The organism is Paraburkholderia sp. GAS32, assembly GCF_050434225.1.
GTDB classification, from domain to species: Bacteria; Pseudomonadota; Gammaproteobacteria; order Burkholderiales; family Burkholderiaceae; genus Paraburkholderia; species Paraburkholderia madseniana.
Map to the genome: position 1 here is coordinate 1 of NZ_JBNPVS010000031.1, position 23,069 is coordinate 23,069.

A 23,069-nucleotide genomic window follows, 5' to 3' on the forward strand; every position below is an offset into this window, starting at 1 on the left:
GTGCATCTGGAATCCGTGTTCTCGCACATTCCGCGTGAGTGACAAAGGACTCATCAGCTCCCACTCCGCACTGCGTGCGTCGCGGACGGGTCTGCTAGGGAAACCAGGGGCTCCGGTTGAGGTCTGTGAGGGCCGTCGGCTTCGCCTCGGCGACACGCCGCCGCACTCACCCGGCAACCCCTTACTTCAAACGATATGTCGGTGTCCTGCAATCACAGTTCCGGTTGGAGTTCCAATCACAATCGCGATGGCGTTGGTGACAGCGGTGCAATGGCAAGCCACGGTCCGGTGGCGAGGCGTGAACGCCAAAACGTAGCGGGTGGTTTGATGAAGTACTCTTCGGCGCGCGCAGCGCCGCCGGAAGTATGACGCCCTTGTCACTGGCGTATGCAGGTGCATGAACCCAGATTCCAGATGCACCACTACCCTGTGCGAACTACGAAACCCACTTAGCAGGAGTGGTTTGAGCCGCTTTCTTTTGCCTACTTTTCTTTGCGGCATGCAAAGAAAAGTAGGTGCCGCCCCGCACAGGGGCAACGCTAATAGACCACTAACAAATCAAGGAAAGGCCAAAGCCCCAAGAACACAGACAAGAAGCGCCGCGAAGGCAAAAAAGCTACCTCTTTGGCACCCCCTCCCGCCACTCCCCCCAATGAGTAGCAATATCCTGCACAAGCGGATTCCCAGACCTGTAAAGGTTCTCAATAGCAATCGTAAAACCCCCTTGCGCAGCATAGTTAAGCAAATTATCAGCACTAGTCTGCCCATCATATGGCCGATCAAAATCAGACCCAGCCCGCAGCACCGCAACGCGGCTCAAATCAACCTTATGCACCGAGGCCGCGCGCTTAAGCGCCTCATACGTCGCGTTATCCTCCTGCTGCGTCGTGCAATACACACCATTGCCATCCGTCAGAATCTTGGTCCAATCCCGCGCCCGCTGCCCAAGCAGCGTCCCCGACCACCATGTATCGCCCGCGAGCGTGTCGCACTGAATGACAGTAGGCGGCCGATTCGCAGGCGCATACGAATACTTGGCCCGCGCAGCCTGCGCCTGAGCGTTATCTGACAGCACAACGCTGCGCGACAAGGCAAACGCCGTATCGGCTAGTTGGGTATTCAACTGAAACACCTCCGTCCGATAGTCGAGCGGCGGCTTAGCCGTCGGACTCGTGGTATTGATCCCGAGGTATCCGGTATTCCAGCCAGGCGGAATCTCCCGCCCGTCGATCTCCCACTGAATCCCGAAATCGACCAGGTACTTCGCCCACGCGGCGGATCCGACCGTGCCTTGCTGCGGATCGATCCCGGCAATCCCCGCCACCATAAAATACGTATGCCGCAAATCGAAGCGCGGCGAAAAGGTCAACGCCATGATCGACGCGGCAGCGTTGCTATGCCCCATGCCAGTCGTCATGACACACACGTCCTGCCTATTGCAATGAACCGTCGGGTAGTCAGGCGATAAGCCATCGACCGTAATCTCGCGCCATGGACCAAGCCGATCGAGCCATACCTGCCCTTCCGGCCCGAACATCGAAACGATCATCACCTTGACCGGCCGCCCGTGCGAGCCGCCGTCGCCTTGCGAGAAACCGTCGTTGTCGTCCGCGCTGGCAGGGCCAGATGTAAAGGCGGCGCATGCCGCGAGTGCAATGGCGGAGATTGCGCCAAGTGTGCGAGTCAGCATCGTGATCCTTCCTTTTTGCTTGTGATGCAGATTGGGAGAAAGGCCGCTTTCAAGCCGAAAGAAGTATAGATGCGAAGAAATTATTTTCCACTACGTATTGCAGCAATTCACCCACCACGACCGAACTCCGCCGACCCGCGCGTTCGGTTGGCCCTCCAGCACGTCAACGCGTCCGTTCCTATAATGGGGGGTCGTCAGCACGCACCGCGTTTGTGCACTTCAACACAGGAGCACCTCGATGGACTATGTGAAACTGGGCCGCACCGGCCTCGATGTATCGCGTCTTTGTCTCGGCTGCATGAGTTACGGCGTGCCCGCTCGCGGCACCCACTCCTGGTCGCTCGACGATGAAGCGGCGCGCCCCTTTATCAAGCAGGCGCTCGACCACGGCATCAATTTCTTCGATACCGCCAACGTTTACTCGGACGGCACCAGCGAGGAAATCGTCGGCCGCGCATTGAAGGACTTTGCGAAGCGCGACGAGATCGTGCTGGCCACCAAGGTGAATAGCCGCATGCATCCGGGCCCGAACGGCGCGGGTCTGTCGCGCAAGGCGATCATGGCGGAAATCGACAACAGCCTGAGGCGTCTCGGTACGGATTACGTCGATCTGTATCAGATCCACCGCTGGGATGACGACACGCCGATCGAAGAAACCATGGAGGCGCTGCACGATGTGGTGAAGGCAGGCAAGGCGCGGTATATCGGTGCGTCGTCGATGTATGCGTGGCAGTTCGCCAAGGCATTGCATGTGGCTGAACGCCATGGCTGGACGCGCTTCGTGACGATGCAGAACTACGTGAATCTGCTCTATCGCGAGGAAGAGCGGGAGATGCTGCCGCTGTGCGAAAGCGAGGGCATCGGCGTCATTCCATGGAGCCCGCTGGCACGCGGACGTCTGACGCGCGACTGGAACACTGAAAGCGCACGCTCCGAGACCGACGAGTTCGGCCGCACACTGTACGCACATACCGAAGACGCGGACCGCCGGATCGTGGAACGCGTCAGTCAGATTGCGAAAGAACGCGGTGTGCCGCGTGCGCAAGTCGCGCTAGCCTGGGTGTTGCAGAAGAAGCCGATTACCGCGCCTATCGTCGGCGCGACCAAGCTGCATCATCTGGACGATGCGGTCGCCGCACTGTCGTTGAATCTGAGTGCGGACGAAATCCGTCAACTGGAAGAGCTGTACGTGCCGCATGCTGTGACCGGTTTCAAATAAGCGGCCAATGCACCGGCCAGCGGACGCGAAAGTAAGGGCCTTCCTAGGCGGAGACACTAGCGCGATCCGTTGGCCCCCGACGAACCGGACATATCCCCGCCAGCGAGGCAATGCATCAAACCCGCGGCACGTCCGGTTCGAAAAACACCCAGCGCACTTGCGGAAACGCCTCCTGCAAGTCCGCTTCGATCACGTTGATCGCATCGACCATCGCGCGGCCGCTCGCGTAGTCGATCATTTCCGCTTGCACCGCCACCACCACGTGGCGACCCCACTGCAGCGTAATCATGTTGATGATGCTGCGAATCTCGGAGCGGCCGCGCAGATGCGTCTCGATTGCGCGGCGCACTTCCGGGCTCGCCGATTCGCCGACGATCATCGACTTCACTTCGCGCGCCACCAGCCACGCAATCACCATCAGCAACACGCCGACGCCGATGGAGCCCAGTGCGTCGTAGACAGGATTGCCGGTCACCATCGTCAGCAACACGGCGACAAAGGCGATCGCAAGACCCGCCAACGCGGCAATGTCCTCGCCGGCCACCACCAGCAGTTCGGACTCGCGCGTTTCGCGAAACCAGCGCCACAGGTGTTTGTCCGGATGCGACTTGCGGATCTCCTTCACCGCGCCCCACAACGAAAGCGTTTCGAGCACCACCGAAACGCCCAGTACGACGAGCGCCACATAGGCGTACTGCAAAGGCTCGCGCGCGAATAGACGATGCACGCCTTCGTACACCGAAAACGCGCCGCCGACAAAAAACAGCAGCAATGCCACCAGCAGCGAATAGAAATTGATCTCGCGGCCACCGCCCATAGGATGCAACGGGCTCGCCGGCTTGCGCGCTTCACGCAAGCCGAATAGCAGCAGCAACTGGTTACCGCAGTCAGCGGTCGAGTGAATGGCTTCGGCGAACATCGAGCCGGAACCAGTGAACGCGGCAGCAGCGAACTTGCAGATAGCGATGCCGAGGTTGGCGGCAAGCGCATAGAAAATGGCTTTCGGCGATTCTTCTTTCATCGTCGTTGCGAGGGTCCGTGAGTTTGCAGAGCGCTTTCAGTTGGCAATAGTTCGTATTATGGACATGCCAACCGGCATGCGTCCAACCCCGGCGCTGTTCCTCGCCGGGTTCTGTGACGTATGCAGCACATCTGCCCGCTCTCGCGCTCCGTCGTGCTATGCCCTTTCGAGCGCGGCCATCTCCCGCACGATCACCAGCAGCATCGACAAGCTCGCGCCGCCCGTGGCCCGCAAGTCGGCAAGCAGGCGCGCATAACGCTCGAGTTGCGCGGTGCGCTTGTCGCGCCATGCCTGAACCAACGCGTCCGGCGTGGATGCCTCGTCGGCGTCGGCCAGCGCGCTCGTAGTCAGCGCGCGTTTCAGGCGTGCGAGTTCCGCCAGCGCCGTGGCGCGCGCCAGCATGTCCCAATGCGTGGGCGCCGGCAGCGCGGCCGCGCGCTCGCTGATCCAGCCGTAGTTCAGCAGCGTGCCGAGCGCGAAGTAGACACCCGCCACGAGTTCGAGACTGCGTCCGCAGGTCGACGCCACCTCGGCGATGTCGAGCAAAGCCGCCGATATCTCCCCGCTGGCGATTCGCACCGCCAGTTCGCTATCGACACCGGCGTCCACGAGCACGCGTTGGCGCTCGGACAGCGCTTCGAGATCGGCGCTCGGCAACAGCGCCGGCCATTGCGGCGCGAGCCGTTGCGCCGCATCGCGGCAGCGTGCGAGCAAGCCGGCGACATCACCGTCGCTGACCGCCCCCGATTGCAATTGCCGCAGGAACCACAGCGCCGAGCGTTCGACGAGCCGCGCCACTTCGACGAACATTCGCGCCTGCACATCGTCGGCGACACGATTATCTAGCGCATCGATACTGCGCCATACGTCGTCGAGATCGAACACGTCACGCGCCATGATGCAGGCCCGCACGATGTCACCAGGCTGTGCATCGGTCTCTTCCATCAGCCGATGCACGAACTCGCAGCCGACGCGATTCACCAACGCATTGGTCAAATGCGTCGCAAGGATTTCGCGCCGCAACGGGTGACGCTGCATCGGTTCGCTAAAGCGCTGCCTCAACGGCTTCGGAAAGTATTCGATCAGCATGTCGCTGACGAGCGGGTCTTCCGGCATCGACGATTCGAGCAGGGCGTCGTAGAGCCACATCTTGCTATAGGCAAGCAGCACCGCGCGCTCAGGCGTGGTCAGCCCTTGTTTCGCGGCCTGGCGCTCGGCGACGTCCTCATCGGTCGGCAAGAACTCGATCACACGATTCAGCCGGCCCGCGCGTTCGAGATAACGCATCAGACGCGCTTCCGCATCGAGCAATTCGATGCCATAGCGGCCCGCAATCGAGAGTGCCTGGGTCTGGTAATAGTTGTCCTGCAAGACGAGCAAGCCGACTTCATCGGTCATTTCCGCGAGCAGTGCATTGCGCTGTTTCCCGGTCATTTCGCCGTCGGAGACGACCAGTCCCAGCAGAATCTTGATGTTGACCTCGTGGTCCGAACAGTCGACCCCAGCAGAGTTGTCGATCGCATCGGTATTGATGCGGCCGCCGCGCTGCGCGAACTCGATACGCCCGAATTGCGTGAGACCGAGATTGCCGCCTTCCGCGACGACCTTGCAGTGCAGATCGGAGCCGTTGACACGGATCGCGTCGTTGGCGCGGTCGCCGACCTGCAGATGCGTTTCGCGGCTCGCCTTCACATAGGTGCCGATACCGCCGTTGTAGAGCAGATCGACGGGTGCCTGCAGAATCGCGCGCATCAATTCAGCGGGCGCGAGCGCCGGCGCGCTGATGCCAAGCACCGACTGCACGGCTGGAGACAATGGAATCGTCTTGGCGGTGCGCGGAAACACGCCGCCGCCCGCCGAGATCAGCGACGGGTCGTAGTCGGCCCAACTTGACCGGTCAAGCCCGAAAAGTCGTCCGCGCTCGGCAAGGCTTACCGCCGGGTCGGGATTCGGATCGAGAAAGATATGCCGATGATCGAACGCGGCTACCAGCTTGATATGCGGCGAGAGCAGCATGCCGTTGCCGAATACATCGCCCGACATATCGCCGACGCCCGCGACCGTGAAGTCGGTCGCTTGCGTATCGACGCCCATTTCGCGGAAGTGCCGTTTGACCGACTCCCAAGCGCCGCGCGCCGTGATCGCCATTTTCTTGTGGTCGTAACCGACCGAACCGCCCGACGCAAAGGCGTCGTCGAGCCAGAAGCCATATTCCTGGGAGATCGCGTTCGCGTAGTCGGAGAAGGTGGCGGTGCCCTTGTCGGCGGCGACCACCAGATAGGGGTCATCGGGGTCATGCCGCACCACATCAGGCGGCGGCACCACCGTCGTACCCGCGAGGTTGTCAGTCAAATCGAGCAAGCCGCGCAGGAACGTCTGATAGCAGGCGATACCTTCACGCATCCACGCGTCGCGTTCGGTTTGCGGCGGCGGATTCTTTACGACGAAACCGCCTTTGGAGCCAACCGGCACGATCACCACATTCTTGACCATCTGCGCCTTCATCAACCCGAGGACTTCCGTGCGGAAGTCCTCACGCCGATCCGACCAACGCAGACCGCCGCGCGCAACACGGCCGCCGCGCAAATGCACGCCTTCCACACGCGGCGAGTACACCCAGATTTCAAACATCGGTTTCGGTTCGGGCAAACCGGGCACGTGGGCGGGATTGAATTTGAACGACAGATACGGTTTCGGATGGCCGTCGGCGTCGAAGCGATAGTAATTCGTGCGCTGCGTCGCCTTGATGACCCCGAGGAATTGCCGGAGTATCCGGTCCTCGTCGAGATTCGGCACCTGATCGAGCGCGCTGTCGATCGTCTTCAGCAAGCTATCGACGCGAGCCTCGCGCGTGTCTCCGAGCACCGGATCGAAACGTGCAATGAACAACTCGACCAGCATGCGGGCGATCGCCGGATTGCCGGTGACCGCGCGTTCGATATAAGCATCGCTGAACGTCGAACCCACCTGCCTCAGGTACTTGGCGTAGGCACGCAGAATCGTCACCTCGCGCGCACTCAGTTGTGCGCGCAACACCAGCCGGTTGAAATCGTCGCTTTCGATGCCACCGGTCCACACCTGTTCGAACGCGTCTTCGAAAAGATCCTTCACCCGTTCGATATCGAACTCCGCATCGTCCGCGAGTTCAAGGCCGAAATCGTGAATCCAGGCAGGCGTGGCGTCGAGTGCTTCGATCAGATAAGGCCGCTCTTCATCGACACGCACGCCGAGATGTTCGAGCATCGGCAAGCTGCGCGACAACGCAATGGGCAACCCCGCACGATAAACCTTGAACCGGAACGCGCGTGGCCCTGATTCGATCGGGCGGTACAGGTTCATGGCGAGCCGCTCGCTGCCCTGCACGCGTTCGATCAGTTCGATATCGCGCACCGCGGTACGGGCCGGATAATCGTCGCGATAGCCCGGGGGAAACGAATCCGCATAATGTTGCAGGAGACGGTTGCCCTGCTCTTCGCCGAATGCATCGAGCAATGCGTCGGCGAGATCGTCCTGCCAGCGGCGCGTGACATGAATGAGCCGCGCTTCGAGCTCACGCGTGTCGACAGTCGGCATGCCACCGGGCTTCGCATGCACGACGAAGTGAATGCGCGCGAGTGTCGACTCCGACAACAGCGGCGTGAATTCGACACTTGCGCCGTTGAATGCATCGGTCAGCAGATTGGCAATGCGCTGCCGCAGATCGGTGTTGTACTTGTCGCGCGGCACGAACACGAGACACGACACGAAGCGATCGAAACGGTCGCGCCGGACGAACATACGCGTGCGCTGATGCTCCTGCAAACGCAGCACACCCAGCGCGATATCGTAGAGCTGGTCTTCGTCGGCCTGAAACAGTTCGTCACGTGGATAGGTTTCGAGCACCGTCACCAGTGACTTGGCCAGGTGGCCCTTGGGCAGGAAACCGGCCCGCCGTACGATGTTCGCGCATTTGCGCCGCACGATCGGGATTTCCGAGGCCGACACCAGGTAGGCGGTGGACGTATACAGGCCGATAAAGCGCCGCTCGCCGGTCACTTTGCCGTCCGCACCGGTCAGCTTGATGCCGACGTAATCCAGATAGCCCGGCCGATGCACCGTCGCGCGCGAGTTGGCCTTGGTCAGGAAAATGGGCGACGAGCCGGAGATGATATCGGCGGCCGCCGGTGGCAATGGCGTGACTTCAGCAGCGCCCGCGGGACGCAACTCATCGCGCAGAATGCCGAGGCCGGAGCCGGGTATCGCACGCAGGCCAAAACCGATATCGTGCTGCACCAATTCATAGTCGCGCTGGCCGAGAAACGTGAAATGATCGGCCACCATCCATTCGAGGAACGCGCGGGCCTCGACACCTTCGGGCCCTGCCTCGCCGGCCTTCATGCCTTTGACGGTGACACGCGCGAGTTCGACGATCTTCGGCCAGTCTTCCACTGCAGCGCGCACGTCGCGCAGCACCTTGGCGATCTCGTCACGCAATGCGTCGAGTTTCGCTGCGTCGCCGCAACGGTCGACCTCGAAGTGAATGAATGAGGCAAGCTGCGAGCGCGTATCGGCGGCATCTTCAGCGCCCTGCCCCACTCGCACAATGCTGCCGTCCGGTCCGCGCCAGATGCGGAACACCGGATGCACGACTGAATGCAGCGCGAGCCCGAGGCGGTTGACCGCCATCGATACCGAATCGACCAGAAACGGCATGTCGTCGTTGACGATTTCGATCACCGTGTGATCGGAATGCCAACCATGCTGTTCGAGTATCGGGTTGTAGACGCGCAGCCGTTCGCTGCCTGGTACGAAGCGCTGCGCGGTTTGCCAGTGAGCAAGCGCCGCGCCGTAAAGATCGGCGATGGAGCGGCTTTGAAGGTCGTCGGCGTCGACGAAATCGTAGTAGTGCCGCAGGAAAGGCTCGACGACTTTGAAGGTTGGCTCCGGCAATCGCCCACGCGCAAATTCAAAGACATCGTTCAGCAGGTGCGTGACGGCTTCTTCATTCTTTGCTTGCATGATCAACTCCCCCGGCGGGCGGCAATAGCGAGTATCGCTTGATTCGCATGCATCGTCTGAACCAGGATTATGCGCCTGCCACCCGGAAATCGATGCGCGAGCTCACTTAGGTTATACCCGCTGCCGGCGACCGTGCCGCCTCTGTTTAAAGCGCGGCCTTCAATTCGCCAGCCTCCTGCTTCAGCCATGCCTGAACCTGTTCGCTGGTCCAGGCCGGGTCGTCGTGCGGCAGGTCATGACCGGCCCATTGATGCTCGCGATGCGTTGCGCCCCACGCGGCCGCGAGCTTGACCGAACACACCGGATTGACCAGCTTATCGGCGCGTGAAGAAAGAATCAGCAACGGGCAATGCGGTTTCGCCGTAGCCGCACTAAAGCGCGCGGCGGCCCAAAGCTGCCGTAATGCATTGCCCCGGCTCACCGGCGCGCTCCGGCGAATTTCGCTCCATGCATCGAGATCGGCGCCCAGCGTTTCGACGTTGTTGCACGTCAGCCGATGAATGCCGCTTTCCGCGCGCGGCGCATCGCGCCAGTGTGCTGCGACGCCCAGCAGGCCCGGCCATGCCGACGGACGCAAGCGCTCGTGCATGCGGCTGAACGGCCGCATGCTGGTATTGATCAACACGAGCCGCTCGATCTCGCCGGGATGCCGTTGCGCCCAGTCGGTCGCCACCATGCCGCCGAGCGACATCGCCAGCACGCGATAAGGACCTGCCGCACCCGTTTGCAATGCAGCAATCCGCACGAAGCCCACCATATCCTCGACCGCGGCCGGTGCGCGCAAGTTAGCGAACTCGCCGTTGCCGGGCAGATCGAGCAGCAACAGGCGATCCGTGCCGGTCGCCTCGCGCAGCACACCGGGCAAACGACCCCAGTGGCGTGTTTCGCGCGTCAGTCCACGCAAAAGAATCCATGTGCTCATGGCGCTTCCGGCCTGGTCCAATGGTCGATCGCGCTTTGCAGCAGTTCCTCGCGACGATTGCCTTGCGGTAGCCAGCGTTGCGACGAGAACGCTGCGCGCGCGAGAAAATCGAGCAGATTCGCATGACGCCGCAGCACGCGTGCGGTGCGATGCGCCTTGACCGGATTGAACATGCCCTGGCGCGAAAACAGTTGGCGCGGATTCTTCTTGATCCACAGCCACGAACCGAGTTCGAGCGTCATCGGCAGGAAGACGTTGGGTGGCGGCGTACGGTCGTACGCGAAGTCCCACAGATCGCCATGCAACAGATACTGGTGGCTTTGCGGTTCGAACGCGTAGCCATGATGCGGATGCGCGCGCTCAAACATGGTTTTCAGCACGTACATTTCCGGCAGATGCGGCATCAGCTTGCGCGTGCGCGCGTAGGGAAACCAGATGCTGTCGCGCCAGCCGTAGCCCGAGTGGCAGTCGAGCGCGATGCTCAGGGGCCGCACGGCCATGTCGGTTTCGACCACCCGCAGGAGTGCCGCGGCCTCGGGCTCCATCGGCTCGCCTTGCCGGCCGCGATACCACGGCAGCCACGCACCCACCCGCTGACCGCCGGCGAGCAGCGGCACCCGTTCGTCGGCATTCTGCGGCGCATTGCGCATCAGATCGACCCCATTGGGATTGGCCCGCGTGGCAGCCCACATGCCGCCCGGATTGACGATCGGCATAAAGATCAGACGAATCGATTGCAACTGCCGCACCAGCAGTTCGTCCCATTCCAGCCGGGCGAGCAGCGCGCGCATGTAGTCGAGCACGAGTTGCGAGCCGATCCGTTCGAGTCCGTGAATGCCGCCAAAAAACCCGATTGCCGGCGCGAGCGGATCGGTTGAACCGATACTCGCGGTGTGCACGGCGAATTGCCGGCCCCGCACCGTCGTCTCGCAGACGGTGCGGATCTCGAAGCTGGCGCTGCCCTGGTCGAGGATCGTCTTGAGATCTTCGTACTCCGCAAAACTGTCGGGCAGAAAGCTCAAAGGCTGCATGACGACGTCGAAAGGAACTGCAAGGTTATTGGGGACGGCACACTGAATGACGCAATATAGCCTGGCTGCGGGCGATCATGCGCAGCCCGCCCCGTCCAATGCAAATCATGTCATACGGGTGTCATTTTCCATTCGAACGAATGACTTCTGTCTGCCTTCCCGGCGACTCAAAAAAGACACATATAGATATAGTCGTCTAGACGTTGCGATGCCTTCACTCAACCGTCACAGACGCTTCCTAGAATGAGCCCCACACATGCCGGCAATGGCCGGATGCATGAAGGGGTACTTATGGAAGCAATTCGGGAAGCAATTCGTATCGAACGGTTGAGCAAGACGTTCAGCAACGGCCGCAAGGCGCTAGACGAAATCGATCTGCGTGTCGAGCCGGGCGAAATGGTTGCGTTGATTGGCGCCTCGGGCTCGGGCAAGTCGACACTGCTGCGGCATATCGCGGGCTTCACGGCCTCGGATGCGCAACCGTCGCAGATCGCGATTCTCGGCCGGCCGATCCAGCAGAACGGCCGCATTGTGCGCGAAGTGCGCAGCATTCGCCGCGATATCGGCTTCGTGTTCCAGCAATTCAATCTGGTGAACCGGCTTTCCGTCGAGAGCAACGTGCTGCTCGGCGCGCTCGCGCGGCTGCCTTTGTGGCGCCGTTTGAGCGGGCGCTTTCCGGCCGCGGAGCGGGCGTTGTCGATGGCCGCGCTCAATGAAGTCGGTATCGGCGACCATGCGCGCGAACGCGCCGCCAACCTCTCCGGCGGCCAGCAGCAACGCGCGGCATTGGCGCGCGCGCTGGTGCAACGCGCGCGCATCGTGCTCGCCGACGAACCGATCGCCTCGCTCGATCCCGAATCGTCGCGCCGTGTGATGGAAATGCTGCGCACCCTCAACGTCGAACATCAACTGACGGTGCTGGTGTCGCTGCATCAGGTCGACATTGCGATGCAGTACTGCCCGCGCACCGTTGCACTGCGTCGCGGCAAAGTGGTCTACGACGGCCCCTCCGCCGCGCTGAGCCCTGCCCTGCTCAAGAAACTCTACGGCGACGATGCCCGTGAACTGCTCGAAGAGGCCAACGCGGGCGCGATCAATCATGCGGACAACAACGCTAACGGCGGCGACACCAGCGCACCGACGCAAGACACCGAATCCACCTCGACGCGTTATGCGTTCGCCCTCAATCCGGCGCACTCGAACTGAGCGCGCCCACTCATTCTGTTCACTCAACCGGACCTCAAAGCGATGAAATTCCTGCGTTCATTGATCACGCTGACCGTCGGCGCGGCCGCATTTGCCTGCGTCGCCACCGCACAAGCCGAGGACATCAATCTCGGCATCATCTCGACCGATTCGTCCTCCGTGCTGAAACAGCGCTGGGAGCCGCTGATCGACGACATGAACAAGCAAACCGGCCTGAACGTCAAAGCGTTCTTCGCGACCGACTACGCCGGCATCATCGAAGGCATGCGCTTTAACAAGGTACAGGTCGGCTATTTCGGCAATGCCTCGGCGATCGAAGCGGTGGATCGCTCGCAAGGCGAAGTGTTCGCGAAGGTCCTGTATCTGAACGGCGACGCGGGTTACAAGTCGGTGCTGATCACCAACGTGAACAGCCGCTTCAAGACGCTCGACGACGTATTCAAGAACACGAAGGACGTCACACTCGGTTTCGGCGATCCGAACTCCACCTCGGGCACGCTGATCCCCGGCTATTACCTGTTCGCCCAGCACAAGACGCCGGTCAACACCTCGTTCAAGGCCGTGCTGCCGTCGAGCCACGAAGCGAATCTGCTGGCTGTCGTGAACAACAAGATCGACATCGCGACCAACAACACCGAGATGCTCGACACGCTGAAGAAGCAGCATCCGGACAAGTTTGCGCAAGTACGCGTGTTGTGGACGTCGCCGCTGATTCCGTCGGACCCGCTGGTCTGGCGCAAGGATCTGCCGCAAGCCACCAAGGACAAGATCCGCAACTTCTTCGTGAACTACGGCAAGACCGATCCGCATGAAAAACAGGTGATGGCTGCCATCACGGGCTACGCCGGCTTCGCGGCATCGTCGGATGAGCAGTTGCTGCCGATTCGCCAGGTCGCGTTGTTCCAGCAGAAGCAGAAGATCGAGAGCGACACGCATCTTTCCGACGACGACCGCAAGACCCAACTGGCCGCACTCGACGCCAGGCTGAGCGCACTCAACACCGCCATAGCCAAGCAATGAACACCGTTGATCTGATCACGTCGCCCACGCGTGCGAGCGAAGCGCTCGCCGCGCAGGCGGCGCGCGGCGCCCCCGCTGCGGGCAAACGCAGTTGGCTGTCGCTCATCGGCTGGATCGCCGTGCTTGCCGTGCTGGGTGGCGCCTGGCACGGCGCCGATATGCGACCGCTCGACCTGCTCTCCGACTCCGGCAACATGGGGCAGTTCGCCAAGGACTTCTTCCCGCCGGACTTCACCGAATGGCGCAGCTATCTGCACGAGATGTACGTGACGCTGTCGGTGGCGGTGTGGGGCACGGCCCTCTCGCTCGTGTGCGCGGTGCCGTGTGGGCTGATGTCCGCGCACAACATGGCGCCGATGTGGGTCGTGCAGCCGATGCGCCGCATGATGGACGCGTGCCGCGCCATCAATGAAATGGTCTTCGCGATGCTGTTCATCGTCGCGGTGGGACTCGGTCCGTTCGCCGGCGTGCTGGCGTTGTGGGTGCACACCACCGGCGTGCTCGCCAAGCTCTTCGCCGAAGCGGTCGAGGCAATCGATCCGCGTCCGGCCGAAGGCGTGCGGGCCACCGGCGCGACCAGTCTCGACGAAATCATTTACGGCGTCCTGCCGCAAGTGCTGCCGTTGTGGATCTCGTACGCGCTCTATCGCTTCGAATCGAACGTGCGCTCGGCGATGGTGGTCGGCATGGTCGGCGCGGGCGGAATCGGCGTGGTGCTGTACGAGGCGATCCGCTCGTTCAATTACGCGCAGACGGCCGCGGTGATGATCATGGTGATCGTGGTCGTGACGGTGATCGATCTGGCGTCCGCGTGGCTGCGCGAACGCGTGACGTGAGCGCTTCACGATTCCTGAAAGCCTGGGGGGTGGCGACACGTGCTTCGCCAACCCTCGTCCAGGCCGCTTCGATACTGTGTGCCAGTGTGTAAGTGCGCCGGCCTGCTAGCGCTGCGACGAGGTTGAGCAGCGGGCTCTCGTCGCCACAAATCACCGGTTTTCGCCACATAAAACCCCTTCACTTTAGTCGTCCACCCCTCCATTCCCGCGTTCTGCTGGAATAATCACGTGCTTGCAGCCGGCCCCCCGGCCTTCTTTCTTCTCTCCCTGATCTTCGATGGACACCTTTGTCGTCTTGCTGGTGCTGCTCTCCGCGCTGCTTCACGCTACCTGGAACGCGTTTCTGCATCTATCCGAAGACCGCGTATGGCTGCTCGGCATGATGGCGATTCCGTATGTCGCTGTCAGCGCGGTCGGCGTGATCGTGCTGCCTTTGCCCGCGCCGGCGGCGTGGCCTTATATCTTCGCGTCGGTAGTACTCGAATTCGGCTACCTGCTGGCACTGATCCGCGCTTATAAGAGCGGCGATTTCGGGCAAATCTATCCGATCGCGCGCGGTCTTTCGCCGATGCTCGTATTCGTCGGCGCGCTGGTATTCGCGCACGAATCGCTCAAGCCGTTGGCGGCCATCGGCGTGGCACTGGTGTCACTCGGCATCGTCTCACTCGCGTTCCGCCGCGGCATGCGTTTTTCCGGCGAAAGCGTGCCGTTCGCGCTGCTGACGGGCTTCTTCATCGCCACGTATTCGGTTGTCGACGGAATTGGCGCCCGCGTGGCGGGCAACGGTTTGAGCTACATCATGTGGGTCTATCTGATCTGGAATATCCCGCAGTTTCTGCTCGCCTGGCATTGGCGTGGCGGCGCGAAGGGGCTATTCATCGGCCGCACGGTGGTGCTCAAGGGCATCGCGTCCGGTGTGCTCGCACTCACCGCCTATTGCCTGATCATCGAGGCCTACCGCTATCTGCCGATTGCGATGGTCTCTGCGCTGCGTGAACTCAGTTCGATCTTCGCGGTGCTGATCGGCTGGCTGTTCATGCAGGAGAAGCTGACCACGCGGCGGATCGTGGCTTGCGCACTGGTTACGCTGGGGGCTGTGTTGATTCGGATTTGAGGCCGCAAAACGCCCCGCTCACGCGAACTGCACAAGCGTCGCGTCAATCGCCTCAGCCAGCGTATTGAACGCCGGCGCGATCTCTTCGTCCGGCACACACGCATAGCCGATCAGCAGACCTGAAGGCGCCAGCGACGGCTGCGCGTAATACCCCGACAACGGCCGTACAACGATATTGCGCTCCAGCGCAGCAGCAGCCACCGCGCGGTCGTTACTGCCTTCAGGCAATTGCATCACCAGATGTAAACCAGCATCGCCCCCCACGGCCGGCAACGCATCGCCATAACGCTGCGCAGCGGCATCCAGCAGGGTCTGGCGACGCTGCCCGTAGAGCGTACGCATCTTGCGGATATGCGACGTGAAATGCCCTTCCGCGATGAACTCCGCGAGCATCGCCTGCTGCAACAACTGCCCTTCCCGGTACAACTCCGCGCTCGCAGTCGCAAAGCTCTCGGCCAGCGCTTCCGGCACGACCAGGTAGCCGATCCGCAACCCAGGGAACAGCGTCTTGCCGAAGCTGCCCACGTAAATCACCTGCCCGGATCTATCCAGACCCTGCAGCGATGCCAGCGGCCGGCTGCCATAGCGGTATTCGCTGTCGTAGTCGTCTTCAATGATCCAGCACTGATTCTGCCGCGCGTACTCGAGCAACATGCGGCGCCGCGCGAGGCTCATCACCATACCCAGCGGATATTGATGCGAGGGCGTGACAAGCATCAGCTTCGGCGGCTGCGCGAGATCGTCGGCGGAGGGATTGATGCCTTCCTCGTCGACGGCGATCGGCCGCGATTGCAGGCCGGACACGTGCAGCACGCTGCGCACGCCCCAATAGCAAGGGTCCTCGGTCCAGATCACGTCGCCCGGATCGGATAGCAGGCGCACCGCCAGGTCGACCGACTGGTGGATCCCAGTCGTGACGATGATCTGCTCGGGCGTACAACGCACCGAGCGCGACGTGCGCAGATAGTCCGCCAATGCGTGCCGCAACGAGGCCAGCCCGCCGCCCGGCGCGTAGGTCAGCAGGTCCGGGCGCGGCCGGCGCCAATACTTGTTGTGCAGACGGCTCCAGACGCGCGCCGGAAACTTCGTGACATCCGGCACGCCGGGCATGAACGCACCCCATTGCCGCTTCGACACGCCCGCCCCCGAAATGAGCCTCGTGCCACGCGTCGACAACGCGCGGCTGCCCTGCAAAGGCAGCGGCAGAGGTAACGATTCAAGCGGCGCAGTGAGCGCCTCGGCGTCAGGCACGCCGACGATCTCGTCCGGCGCACTTTCGGCGACGAACGTACCGCGCCCGGTTGCCGAGTTCACATAGCCTTCGAGCACCAACTGCTCGTACACCTGCGTGACCGTATTGCGCCCGATGCCCAATTCCTGCGCTAATAGACGCGACGACGGCACCCTGCTGCCCGCCGGCAATTCTCGCGACAGGATCGCTTGCTGCAACAGCCGATGCAGCTGACGATAGATCGGCTGGCCGTTGCCACGGTCAAGGCGCTGCGCCAGCCAGTCGGACAAAACGCTCGCGCGCATGATTGGCTCCTACATTTTTATTGAAATGGCTCTGAAGTTAAGAGCCAAATCTCATTATAGTCGCTGCATGTGCTGCGCTGAGCGTGCGGCGTCCGTTGGCGGCACCCCCGCAAACACCGAGGAGCGAAGGAGATAACCATGAAGAATGCTGACCTGAAGAGCCGCAAAGACGCCGCCACGCCGCGCGGCGTCGGAGTGATGTGCGATTTCTACGCCGAGCGTGCGGAGAATGCCGAGTTGTGGGACGTCGAAGGCCGCCGTTTCATCGATTTCGCCGCGGGCATTGCGGTGTGCAACACCGGCCACCGTCACCCGAAGATTCTGGCCGCGATCCGCGACCAGCTCGATCATTTCACGCACACCGCGTATCAGATCGTGCCGTACGCGTCGTACGTCGAACTGGCTGAGAAGATCAACGCGCGCGCGCCGGGCGACTATCCGAAGAAAACCGCTTTCTTCACGACGGGCGCCGAAGCCGTTGAAAACGCGATCAAGATTGCGCGTGCTGCGACCGGCCGTCCGGGCGTGATCGCGTTCACCGGCGGTTTCCATGGCCGCACGATGATGGGCATGGCGCTGACCGGCAAGGTTGCGCCGTACAAGATCGGCTTTGGTCCGTTCCCGGCGGACGTGTTCCACGCCCCGTTCCCGAATCCGCTGCATGGCGTGACGACGGCCGACTCGCTGAAGGCGATCGAGTTTCTGTTCAAGGCCGACATCGATCCGAAGCGCGTCGCGGCGATCATTTTCGAACCGGTTCAGGGCGAAGGCGGCTTCTACCCGGCGCCGGCGGAGTTCGTGCGCGCACTGCGCAAGCTGTGCAATGAGCATGGCATTTTGCTGATTGCCGACGAAGTGCAGACGGGTTTTGCCCGTACCGGCAAGTTGTTTGCAATGCACCACTATGACGTGGTGCCTGATCTGATGACGATGGCCAAGAGCCTGGCGGGTGGGATGCCGTTGTCGGGCGTGGTCGGACGTGCTGATTTGATGGACGCTGCGGCGCCTGGCGGTCTGGGTGGCACGTATGCGGGTAACCCGCTGGCGGTTGCGTCCGCGCATGCTGTGCTCGATATCATCGATGAAGAGAAGCTCTGCGAGCGGGCTACCGTTCTGGGTGATCGCGTCAAGGCGAAGCTGATCGCGCTTCAGAGCGAAGTTCCGCAGATCGCCGATGTGCGTGGGCCGGGTGGGATGGTTGCTGTTGAGTTCTGCAAGGCGGGTGGCACCGAGCCGGATGCGGATTTCACCAAGCGGGTGCAGGCTCGGGCGCTTGAGCGCGGGTTGTTGCTGCTGGTTTGTGGTGTTTATTCGAATGTGGTTCGGTTCCTGTTCCCGCTCACTATTCAAGACTCCGTCTTTGATGAGGCTATGGGGATTCTTGAAGCGGTGCTTAAGGAGAGTGTTGCTGTAGCTGTTTGATGGTTTTTTTTGCCTGCGCGGCGCGCGGGTGTGTGGATGCGTGCCGCGTTGGGCTTTGCTTTTTTTTTGCCTTTGCGGCGCTTGTTGTCTGTGTTCTTAGGGCTTTGGCCTTTCCTTGAATTGTTAGTGGTCTATTAGTGTTGCCCCTGTGCGGGGCGGCACCTACTTTTCTTTGCATGCCGCAAAGAAAAGTAGGCAAAAGAAAGCGGCTCAAACCGCTAATGCTAAGTGGGCACCGTGGTCTGCTGCGGGTAGTGGTGCATCTGGAATCCGTGTTCTCGCACATTCAGCGTTAGTGACAAAGGAGTCATCAGCTCCCACTCCGCACTGCGTGCGTCGCGGACGGGTCTGCATGGGAAACCAGGGGCTTCGGTTGAGGTCTGTGGGGGCCGTCGGCTTCGCCTCGGCGAGGTTCCTCTGCACTCCCTTGGGAACCCCACCTCAAACGAGGTGTCGGTGCGATGACGAGCCACGCCCCGATGGCGAGACGTGGGCACCAAAACGTAGCGGGTGGTTTTATGAAGTACGCTTCGGCGCGCGCAGCGCCGCCGGAAGTATGACGCCCTTGTCACAGGCGTATGCAGGTGCACGAACACAGATTCCAGATGCATCACTACCCCTGGCAAACTACGGTGCCCACTTAGCAGGAGTGGTTTGAGCCGCTTTCTTTTGCCTACTTTTCTTTGCGGCATGCAAAGAAAAGTAGGTGCCGCCCCGCACAGGGGCAACGCTAATAGACCACTAACAATTCAAGGAAAGGCCAACGCCCCAGGAACACGGACAAAAAGCGCCGCGAAGGCAAAAAACCTTAAATCCAAACCCCCTGGAGCAAACCAAAAATGCCGACGCTAGTCCTAACCGACCCCTCTCTCCTAAAAACAAAAGCCTACATAGCAGGCGAATGGCAATCCGCCGACGACGGCACGACGTTCGAAGTAAAAAACCCCGCCACAGGCGAAACAATCGCCACAGTGCCCCGCATGGGCACACCCGAAACCCGCCGTGCAATCGACACGGCTAACGCCGCCTGGCCAGCATGGCGAGCCACCACCGCCAAACAACGCGCCACGATCCTGCGTAAATGGCATGACCTCATGCTGGAAAACGCCGACGATCTGGCAAAGATCCTCACCACCGAACAAGGCAAACCCCTCGCCGAAGCCAAAGGCGAAATCCTCTACGCCGCCTCGTTCCTGGAATGGTTCGCAGAAGAAGGGAAACGCGTCAACGGCGACACCATCCCCACACCGGCAAACGACAAACGCATCGTCGTGACGAAAGAACCGATCGGTGTCTGCGCAGCCATCACGCCCTGGAATTTCCCGGCAGCCATGATCACTCGCAAGGTCGGCCCCGCACTCGCAGCCGGCTGCCCGATCATCGTCAAACCGGCCGAAGCCACGCCGCTCTCGGCGCTCGCCCTCGCCGCGCTGGCCGAACGCGCCGGTGTGCCGCGCGGTGTGTTCAATGTCGTCACCGGTGAGCCGAAAGCCATCGGCGCGGAAATGACCGGTAATCCGATCGTGCGCAAACTGTCGTTCACCGGCTCGACGCCGGTCGGCCGTCTGCTGATGGCGCAATGCGCGCCGACGGTCAAGAAAGTGTCGCTCGAACTCGGTGGCAACGCACCGTTCATCGTCTTCGAAGATGCGGATCTGGATGCGGCCGTCGCGGGCGCCATCGCGTCGAAATATCGCAATAGCGGCCAGACATGCGTCTGCACGAATCGCTTCTACGTGCACGATAAAGTCTACGACGCATTCGCCGAAAAACTGCGCGTCGCCGTCGAACAACTCAAGGTCGGCCGCGGCACCGAAGACGGCGTCACGCAAGGTCCGCTGATCAACGAAGCCGCCGTGCTCAAGGTCGAATCGCATATCGAAGACGCCCTCGCCAAAGGCGCACGCATCGTCACCGGCGGCAAGCGCCATGCGCTCGGTCATGGCTTCTTCGAACCGACCGTCCTCGCGGATGTCACGCCGGCCATGAAGGTCGCTCGCGACGAAACCTTCGGCCCGCTCGCGCCGCTGTTCCGCTTCTCGTCGGATGAAGAAGTGATCCGCCTCGCCAACGATACGGAATTCGGCCTCGCGTCGTACTTCTATAGTCGCGATATCGGCCGCGTGTGGCGTGTCGCCGAAGCGCTCGAATATGGCATGGTGGGTATCAACACCGGCCTGATTTCGAACGAAGTCGCGCCGTTCGGTGGCGTCAAGCAATCCGGTCTCGGCCGCGAGGGCTCGCATTACGGTATCGACGACTACGTCGTCATCAAGTACATGTGCGTCGGCGGGATCTAAAGCAACAACGGCCACGTCGGATCATCTGACGTGGCCTTTTAAATCTATCAGAACGAATGACGAATGCCGGCCATCACGCCGAGTTGCCCGATGCCTGGCGCCGGCGTCGTGCCTCCGCCACCTTGGCTCACCGTATAAGCGGCATGCGGACTGTTGAACAGATACGCCCCTTGCAGGTAAACCGCGGAACGCTTCGACAACAGATATGTGGTGCGTAGCGCAGCGATTGTGCCGCGGGTGTCGTCGGCACGATTGATGATGCGGTACACGCCGCCGTCGAGAATGAATGCAGGCGTCACGTTATAGGCCGCAGTCACGTAGTACAGATTCGAGCGCACATCCGGCAACGCCGGCGACACCGTCTCGACGTGACGGCCAAGCCAACCCGCCCCGAGTTTTACCGGGCCGATGTGTCCGTAGCCGTTCAACTGCATCCGCACGTCCTTGTCGCCAGGTTGTGTCAGCGCAAAAGGCGCCGTGCCGTCGAACAGATTCGCGGCCGCGCCCGGGCCGCCGCGTTGTTCGTCGTAGGCGCCCGCCACGCCGTAGCCGTTCATGTCGTAGCGCAGCATCGTCGACCATTCGCGGCAACTCTGCGAACTGCCCGGAATCGAACCCACGCACGTGCCCTGTCCCGGCGAATTGCCGGTACCCGCTGAATCACGGCCGAACGAATAGGTCGCACCGAACGTAAAGCCCGAGAACGTCCCCTTATACGCAATCGTGTTGTCGCTGCGTGCGCTCGGCATGTACTGATCGAATGACCCCGTGCCGCCGTAAATGTCAGGGCCCAGCAGATCGGAATCGAGTATCGCCCAATACGTCATCGTGTACTGGCGGCCGAAAGTTAACGTACCGTAGGGACTCTCGAGACCCACAAAGGCCTGCCGGCCAAACATCCGGCCACCCTGGTTGAGCGTGCCGGCTTTGGTGTTAAAGCCGCTTTCCAGTACGAAGACCGCGGACAACCCGCCACCCAATCCCTCCTTGCCGCGAATCCCCCAGCGCGATGGAAATTCGCCCGTGATGCCCGGCATGCGCACGACGCTGTCGCCCGCGGCGTTCGAATGCGTCACAAATTCGATGCCGGTATCGATAATCCCGTACAACGTCACACTGCTCTGTGCGAACGACGAGGCACTGATACCGAGCAACATGCTGCCCAAAGCGAGTTTGTATTTCATTATCTCCGAGTCTCCTGGACTAGTGTTTTGTGTAAGCGCACACCAATCCGTATGCGACCCGCACGCAGCGTTTTTATGTAGCGATACTAATGACAGACGTGACAATACCGACCGCGATGCAAGCCGTCCGATACGCCAAAGATTGACTGCTTCAGATAGCGGCGATCCGCGTGCCACACCGGATCGCTGCGAGTCAGGACATTGCGTCCCTCAACCGCCCGGCTTCGGAATATGGCGTTTGACCACCATCAGCGCGACCATCACGATCACCATCGCGATTCCGAGCATCCACAAATATGACGATGCACCGCCGGTCGTAATCACCACAGCACCCGCAAACGCGCTGGCAATCGCGCCGAGTCGGCCGAACGCGAGCGCCGATGCGGTACCGGTTGCGCGCACACGGGTCGGATAAACATAAGCGCACAACGCAAACATCGTCGACTGCACCGCATTGACAAACATACCGTGCACACCAAGACCCAAAATCAGCAAGCCGGTGTGGTCGGAGATGTTCACACCAAGCAACAGCAACGCGCTCGCCGCGCCCCCCGCGCTGCAGAGAATCAACGGCCAGCGCGAACCGGTACGGGCGATCACCATCGCGCACAGCAAAGCGCCGACCACACCGCCGAGGTTGTACGCGGTGAGCCCCGACCCCGCCACCGACACCGACAAACCCTGCGTGCTCAGCATCGTCGGCAGCCAACTGAAGGCGCTATAGACGGCCAGCAGGCATAGGCAGAACGAGCACCAGATCGCCACCGTATCGAGCGCCAGGCCCTCGCGGAACAGCGCGGTAAAACCCGTGTGTTTTTCAACAGCCTGTTCGCGCGAGTCGGTAAACACGCAGCCGCTGGCCACCGGACGCGACATCCGGCCAAGCAGGCGTTTGAGTTCCGGCCAGCGCCGCGGGTGCCGGGCGAGAAAGCGCGGCGATTCGGGCAATGTGAAGAACAGCAACACGCTGAGCGCGAGAGGCAGCACACCGCCGATCATGAACAAGCCGCGCCATCCGTACGTCGGCAGAATTTCATGCGCGAACAATCCCGCCACCATGCCGCCGAGCGGCACGCAGACGATCGTCGCGGTGACCGCCAAGGTGCGGCGGCGAGCCGGCGTGAACTCCGCGGTCATAGTCGTCGAGCTCGGCAACGCGCCACCAATGCCGAGACCGGCGATAAAGCGCAGCACGGCAATCGTCACGATGTCGGGCGCAAAGCTGATGCCGCAAGTGGCGGCGCCGAATACCAACACGCTACCGATCACCGCCCAGCGGCGGCCGAAGCGATCGGCCAGCAGCCCGGCGCACGCGCTGCCGATGCCCATGCCGATCAAGCCGGCCGCGACCACTGGTGCAAAAGCCGCGCGCGTGACGCCCCACTCCTTGATGAGCACCGGAATCGCAAAGCCGATCAACTGACTATCGAAGCCGTCCAGAACGATCGACAAGGCCGCGAGAAACACCACGATCTTCTGCATCGTGGTGTAAGGGCCTTCGTCGAGCGTGCGGCCGATATCGACGGCATGGCGCCCCTCCTCGACTCCCGCCTGATGGCCGGCAAGTGGC

At 61.7% G+C, this 23,069-nt stretch carries 15 protein-coding genes; 7 read left to right on the forward strand and 8 right to left on the reverse strand.

The annotated features are described in order from the left end of the window. Positions 1-616: 616 nt before the first annotated feature. Positions 617-1,690, reverse strand: a complete 1,074-nt coding sequence (locus tag P3T25_RS30760) for a purine-nucleoside phosphorylase (RefSeq protein ID WP_429360634.1) — start codon at positions 1,688-1,690, stop codon at positions 617-619. A gap of 238 nt (positions 1,691-1,928) precedes the next feature. Here P3T25_RS30760 and P3T25_RS30765 point away from each other — a divergent pair, with 238 nt between their 5' ends. Then, positions 1,929-2,909 (forward strand): aldo/keto reductase, encoded by a 981-nt coding sequence (locus P3T25_RS30765; protein ID WP_171928332.1) that lies wholly within the window; start codon positions 1,929-1,931, stop codon positions 2,907-2,909. 115 nt (positions 2,910-3,024) lie between these two features. On the opposite strand, the gene P3T25_RS30770 is transcribed toward P3T25_RS30765, so the two are convergent. The 4 genes from P3T25_RS30770 to P3T25_RS30785 all read right to left on the reverse strand — a co-directional run bounded on the left by P3T25_RS30770 (position 3,025) and on the right by P3T25_RS30785 (position 10,881). Further along, entirely contained in the window at positions 3,025-3,930 is a 906-nt protein-coding gene (locus P3T25_RS30770) for a cation diffusion facilitator family transporter (protein ID WP_054043383.1), read from the reverse strand. Positions 3,931-4,086: 156 nt separating this feature from the next. Continuing rightward, entirely contained in the window at positions 4,087-8,928 is a 4,842-nt protein-coding gene (locus tag P3T25_RS30775; protein WP_429360637.1) for an NAD-glutamate dehydrogenase, read from the reverse strand. A gap of 145 nt (positions 8,929-9,073) precedes the next feature. Beyond that, on the reverse strand, positions 9,074-9,850 hold the full coding sequence (locus P3T25_RS30780) for an alpha/beta fold hydrolase (protein WP_429360639.1): 777 nt from the start codon (positions 9,848-9,850) through the stop codon (positions 9,074-9,076). Continuing rightward, positions 9,847-10,881 carry a M14 family zinc carboxypeptidase gene (locus tag P3T25_RS30785; RefSeq protein WP_154567170.1) on the reverse strand — a complete coding sequence of 345 codons (1,035 nt, stop codon included), beginning with the start codon at positions 10,879-10,881 and terminating at the stop codon, positions 9,847-9,849. The genes P3T25_RS30780 and P3T25_RS30785 overlap by 4 nt, the downstream gene beginning before the upstream one ends. Before the next feature lie 291 nt (positions 10,882-11,172). Here P3T25_RS30785 and phnC point away from each other — a divergent pair, with 291 nt between their 5' ends. The 4 genes from phnC (at position 11,173) to P3T25_RS30805 (ending at position 15,057) form a co-directional block, all read left to right on the forward strand. Continuing rightward, the gene (phnC, locus tag P3T25_RS30790) at positions 11,173-12,087 is read left to right on the forward strand and encodes a phosphonate ABC transporter ATP-binding protein (RefSeq protein WP_429360641.1); all 915 of its coding nucleotides are present in this window, start codon (positions 11,173-11,175) and stop codon (positions 12,085-12,087) included. Positions 12,088-12,129: 42 nt separating this feature from the next. Then, the gene (gene phnD / locus P3T25_RS30795; protein WP_429360643.1) at positions 12,130-13,107 is read left to right on the forward strand and encodes a phosphonate ABC transporter substrate-binding protein; all 978 of its coding nucleotides are present in this window, start codon (positions 12,130-12,132) and stop codon (positions 13,105-13,107) included. Continuing rightward, positions 13,104-13,943: a phosphonate ABC transporter, permease protein PhnE gene (gene phnE / locus P3T25_RS30800; RefSeq protein WP_154567167.1), complete on the forward strand. Its 840-nt coding sequence runs from the start codon at positions 13,104-13,106 to the stop codon at positions 13,941-13,943. Before phnD ends, phnE begins: the two co-directional genes overlap by 4 nt. 277 nt (positions 13,944-14,220) lie before the next feature. Beyond that, positions 14,221-15,057, forward strand: a complete 837-nt coding sequence (locus tag P3T25_RS30805) for an EamA family transporter (protein ID WP_429360646.1) — start codon at positions 14,221-14,223, stop codon at positions 15,055-15,057. 18 nt (positions 15,058-15,075) lie between these two features. On the opposite strand, the gene P3T25_RS30810 is transcribed toward P3T25_RS30805, so the two are convergent. Then, positions 15,076-16,593 (reverse strand): PLP-dependent aminotransferase family protein, encoded by a 1,518-nt coding sequence (locus P3T25_RS30810; protein WP_429360648.1) that lies wholly within the window; start codon positions 16,591-16,593, stop codon positions 15,076-15,078. Between the two features lie 138 nt (positions 16,594-16,731). On the opposite strand from P3T25_RS30810, the gene P3T25_RS30815 reads away from it, so the two are divergent. Next, positions 16,732-18,015, forward strand: a complete 1,284-nt coding sequence (locus tag P3T25_RS30815) for a 4-aminobutyrate--2-oxoglutarate transaminase (RefSeq protein WP_266239438.1) — start codon at positions 16,732-16,734, stop codon at positions 18,013-18,015. An 839-nt stretch (positions 18,016-18,854) separates the two neighbouring features. Then, positions 18,855-20,315 (forward strand): NADP-dependent succinate-semialdehyde dehydrogenase, encoded by a 1,461-nt coding sequence (gabD, locus tag P3T25_RS30820; RefSeq protein ID WP_429360650.1) that lies wholly within the window; start codon positions 18,855-18,857, stop codon positions 20,313-20,315. A gap of 47 nt (positions 20,316-20,362) precedes the next feature. Here the strand turns inward: gabD and P3T25_RS30825 are convergent, their stop codons facing one another. After that, complete coding sequence (locus tag P3T25_RS30825; RefSeq protein WP_429360652.1) at positions 20,363-21,499, reverse strand: porin; 1,137 nt, start codon at positions 21,497-21,499, stop codon at positions 20,363-20,365. A 210-nt stretch (positions 21,500-21,709) separates the two neighbouring features. Next, positions 21,710-22,981, reverse strand: coding sequence for an MFS transporter (locus P3T25_RS30830; protein WP_429360760.1), 1,272 nt, complete (start codon positions 22,979-22,981; stop codon positions 21,710-21,712). Between the last annotated feature and the right edge of the window lie 88 nt (positions 22,982-23,069).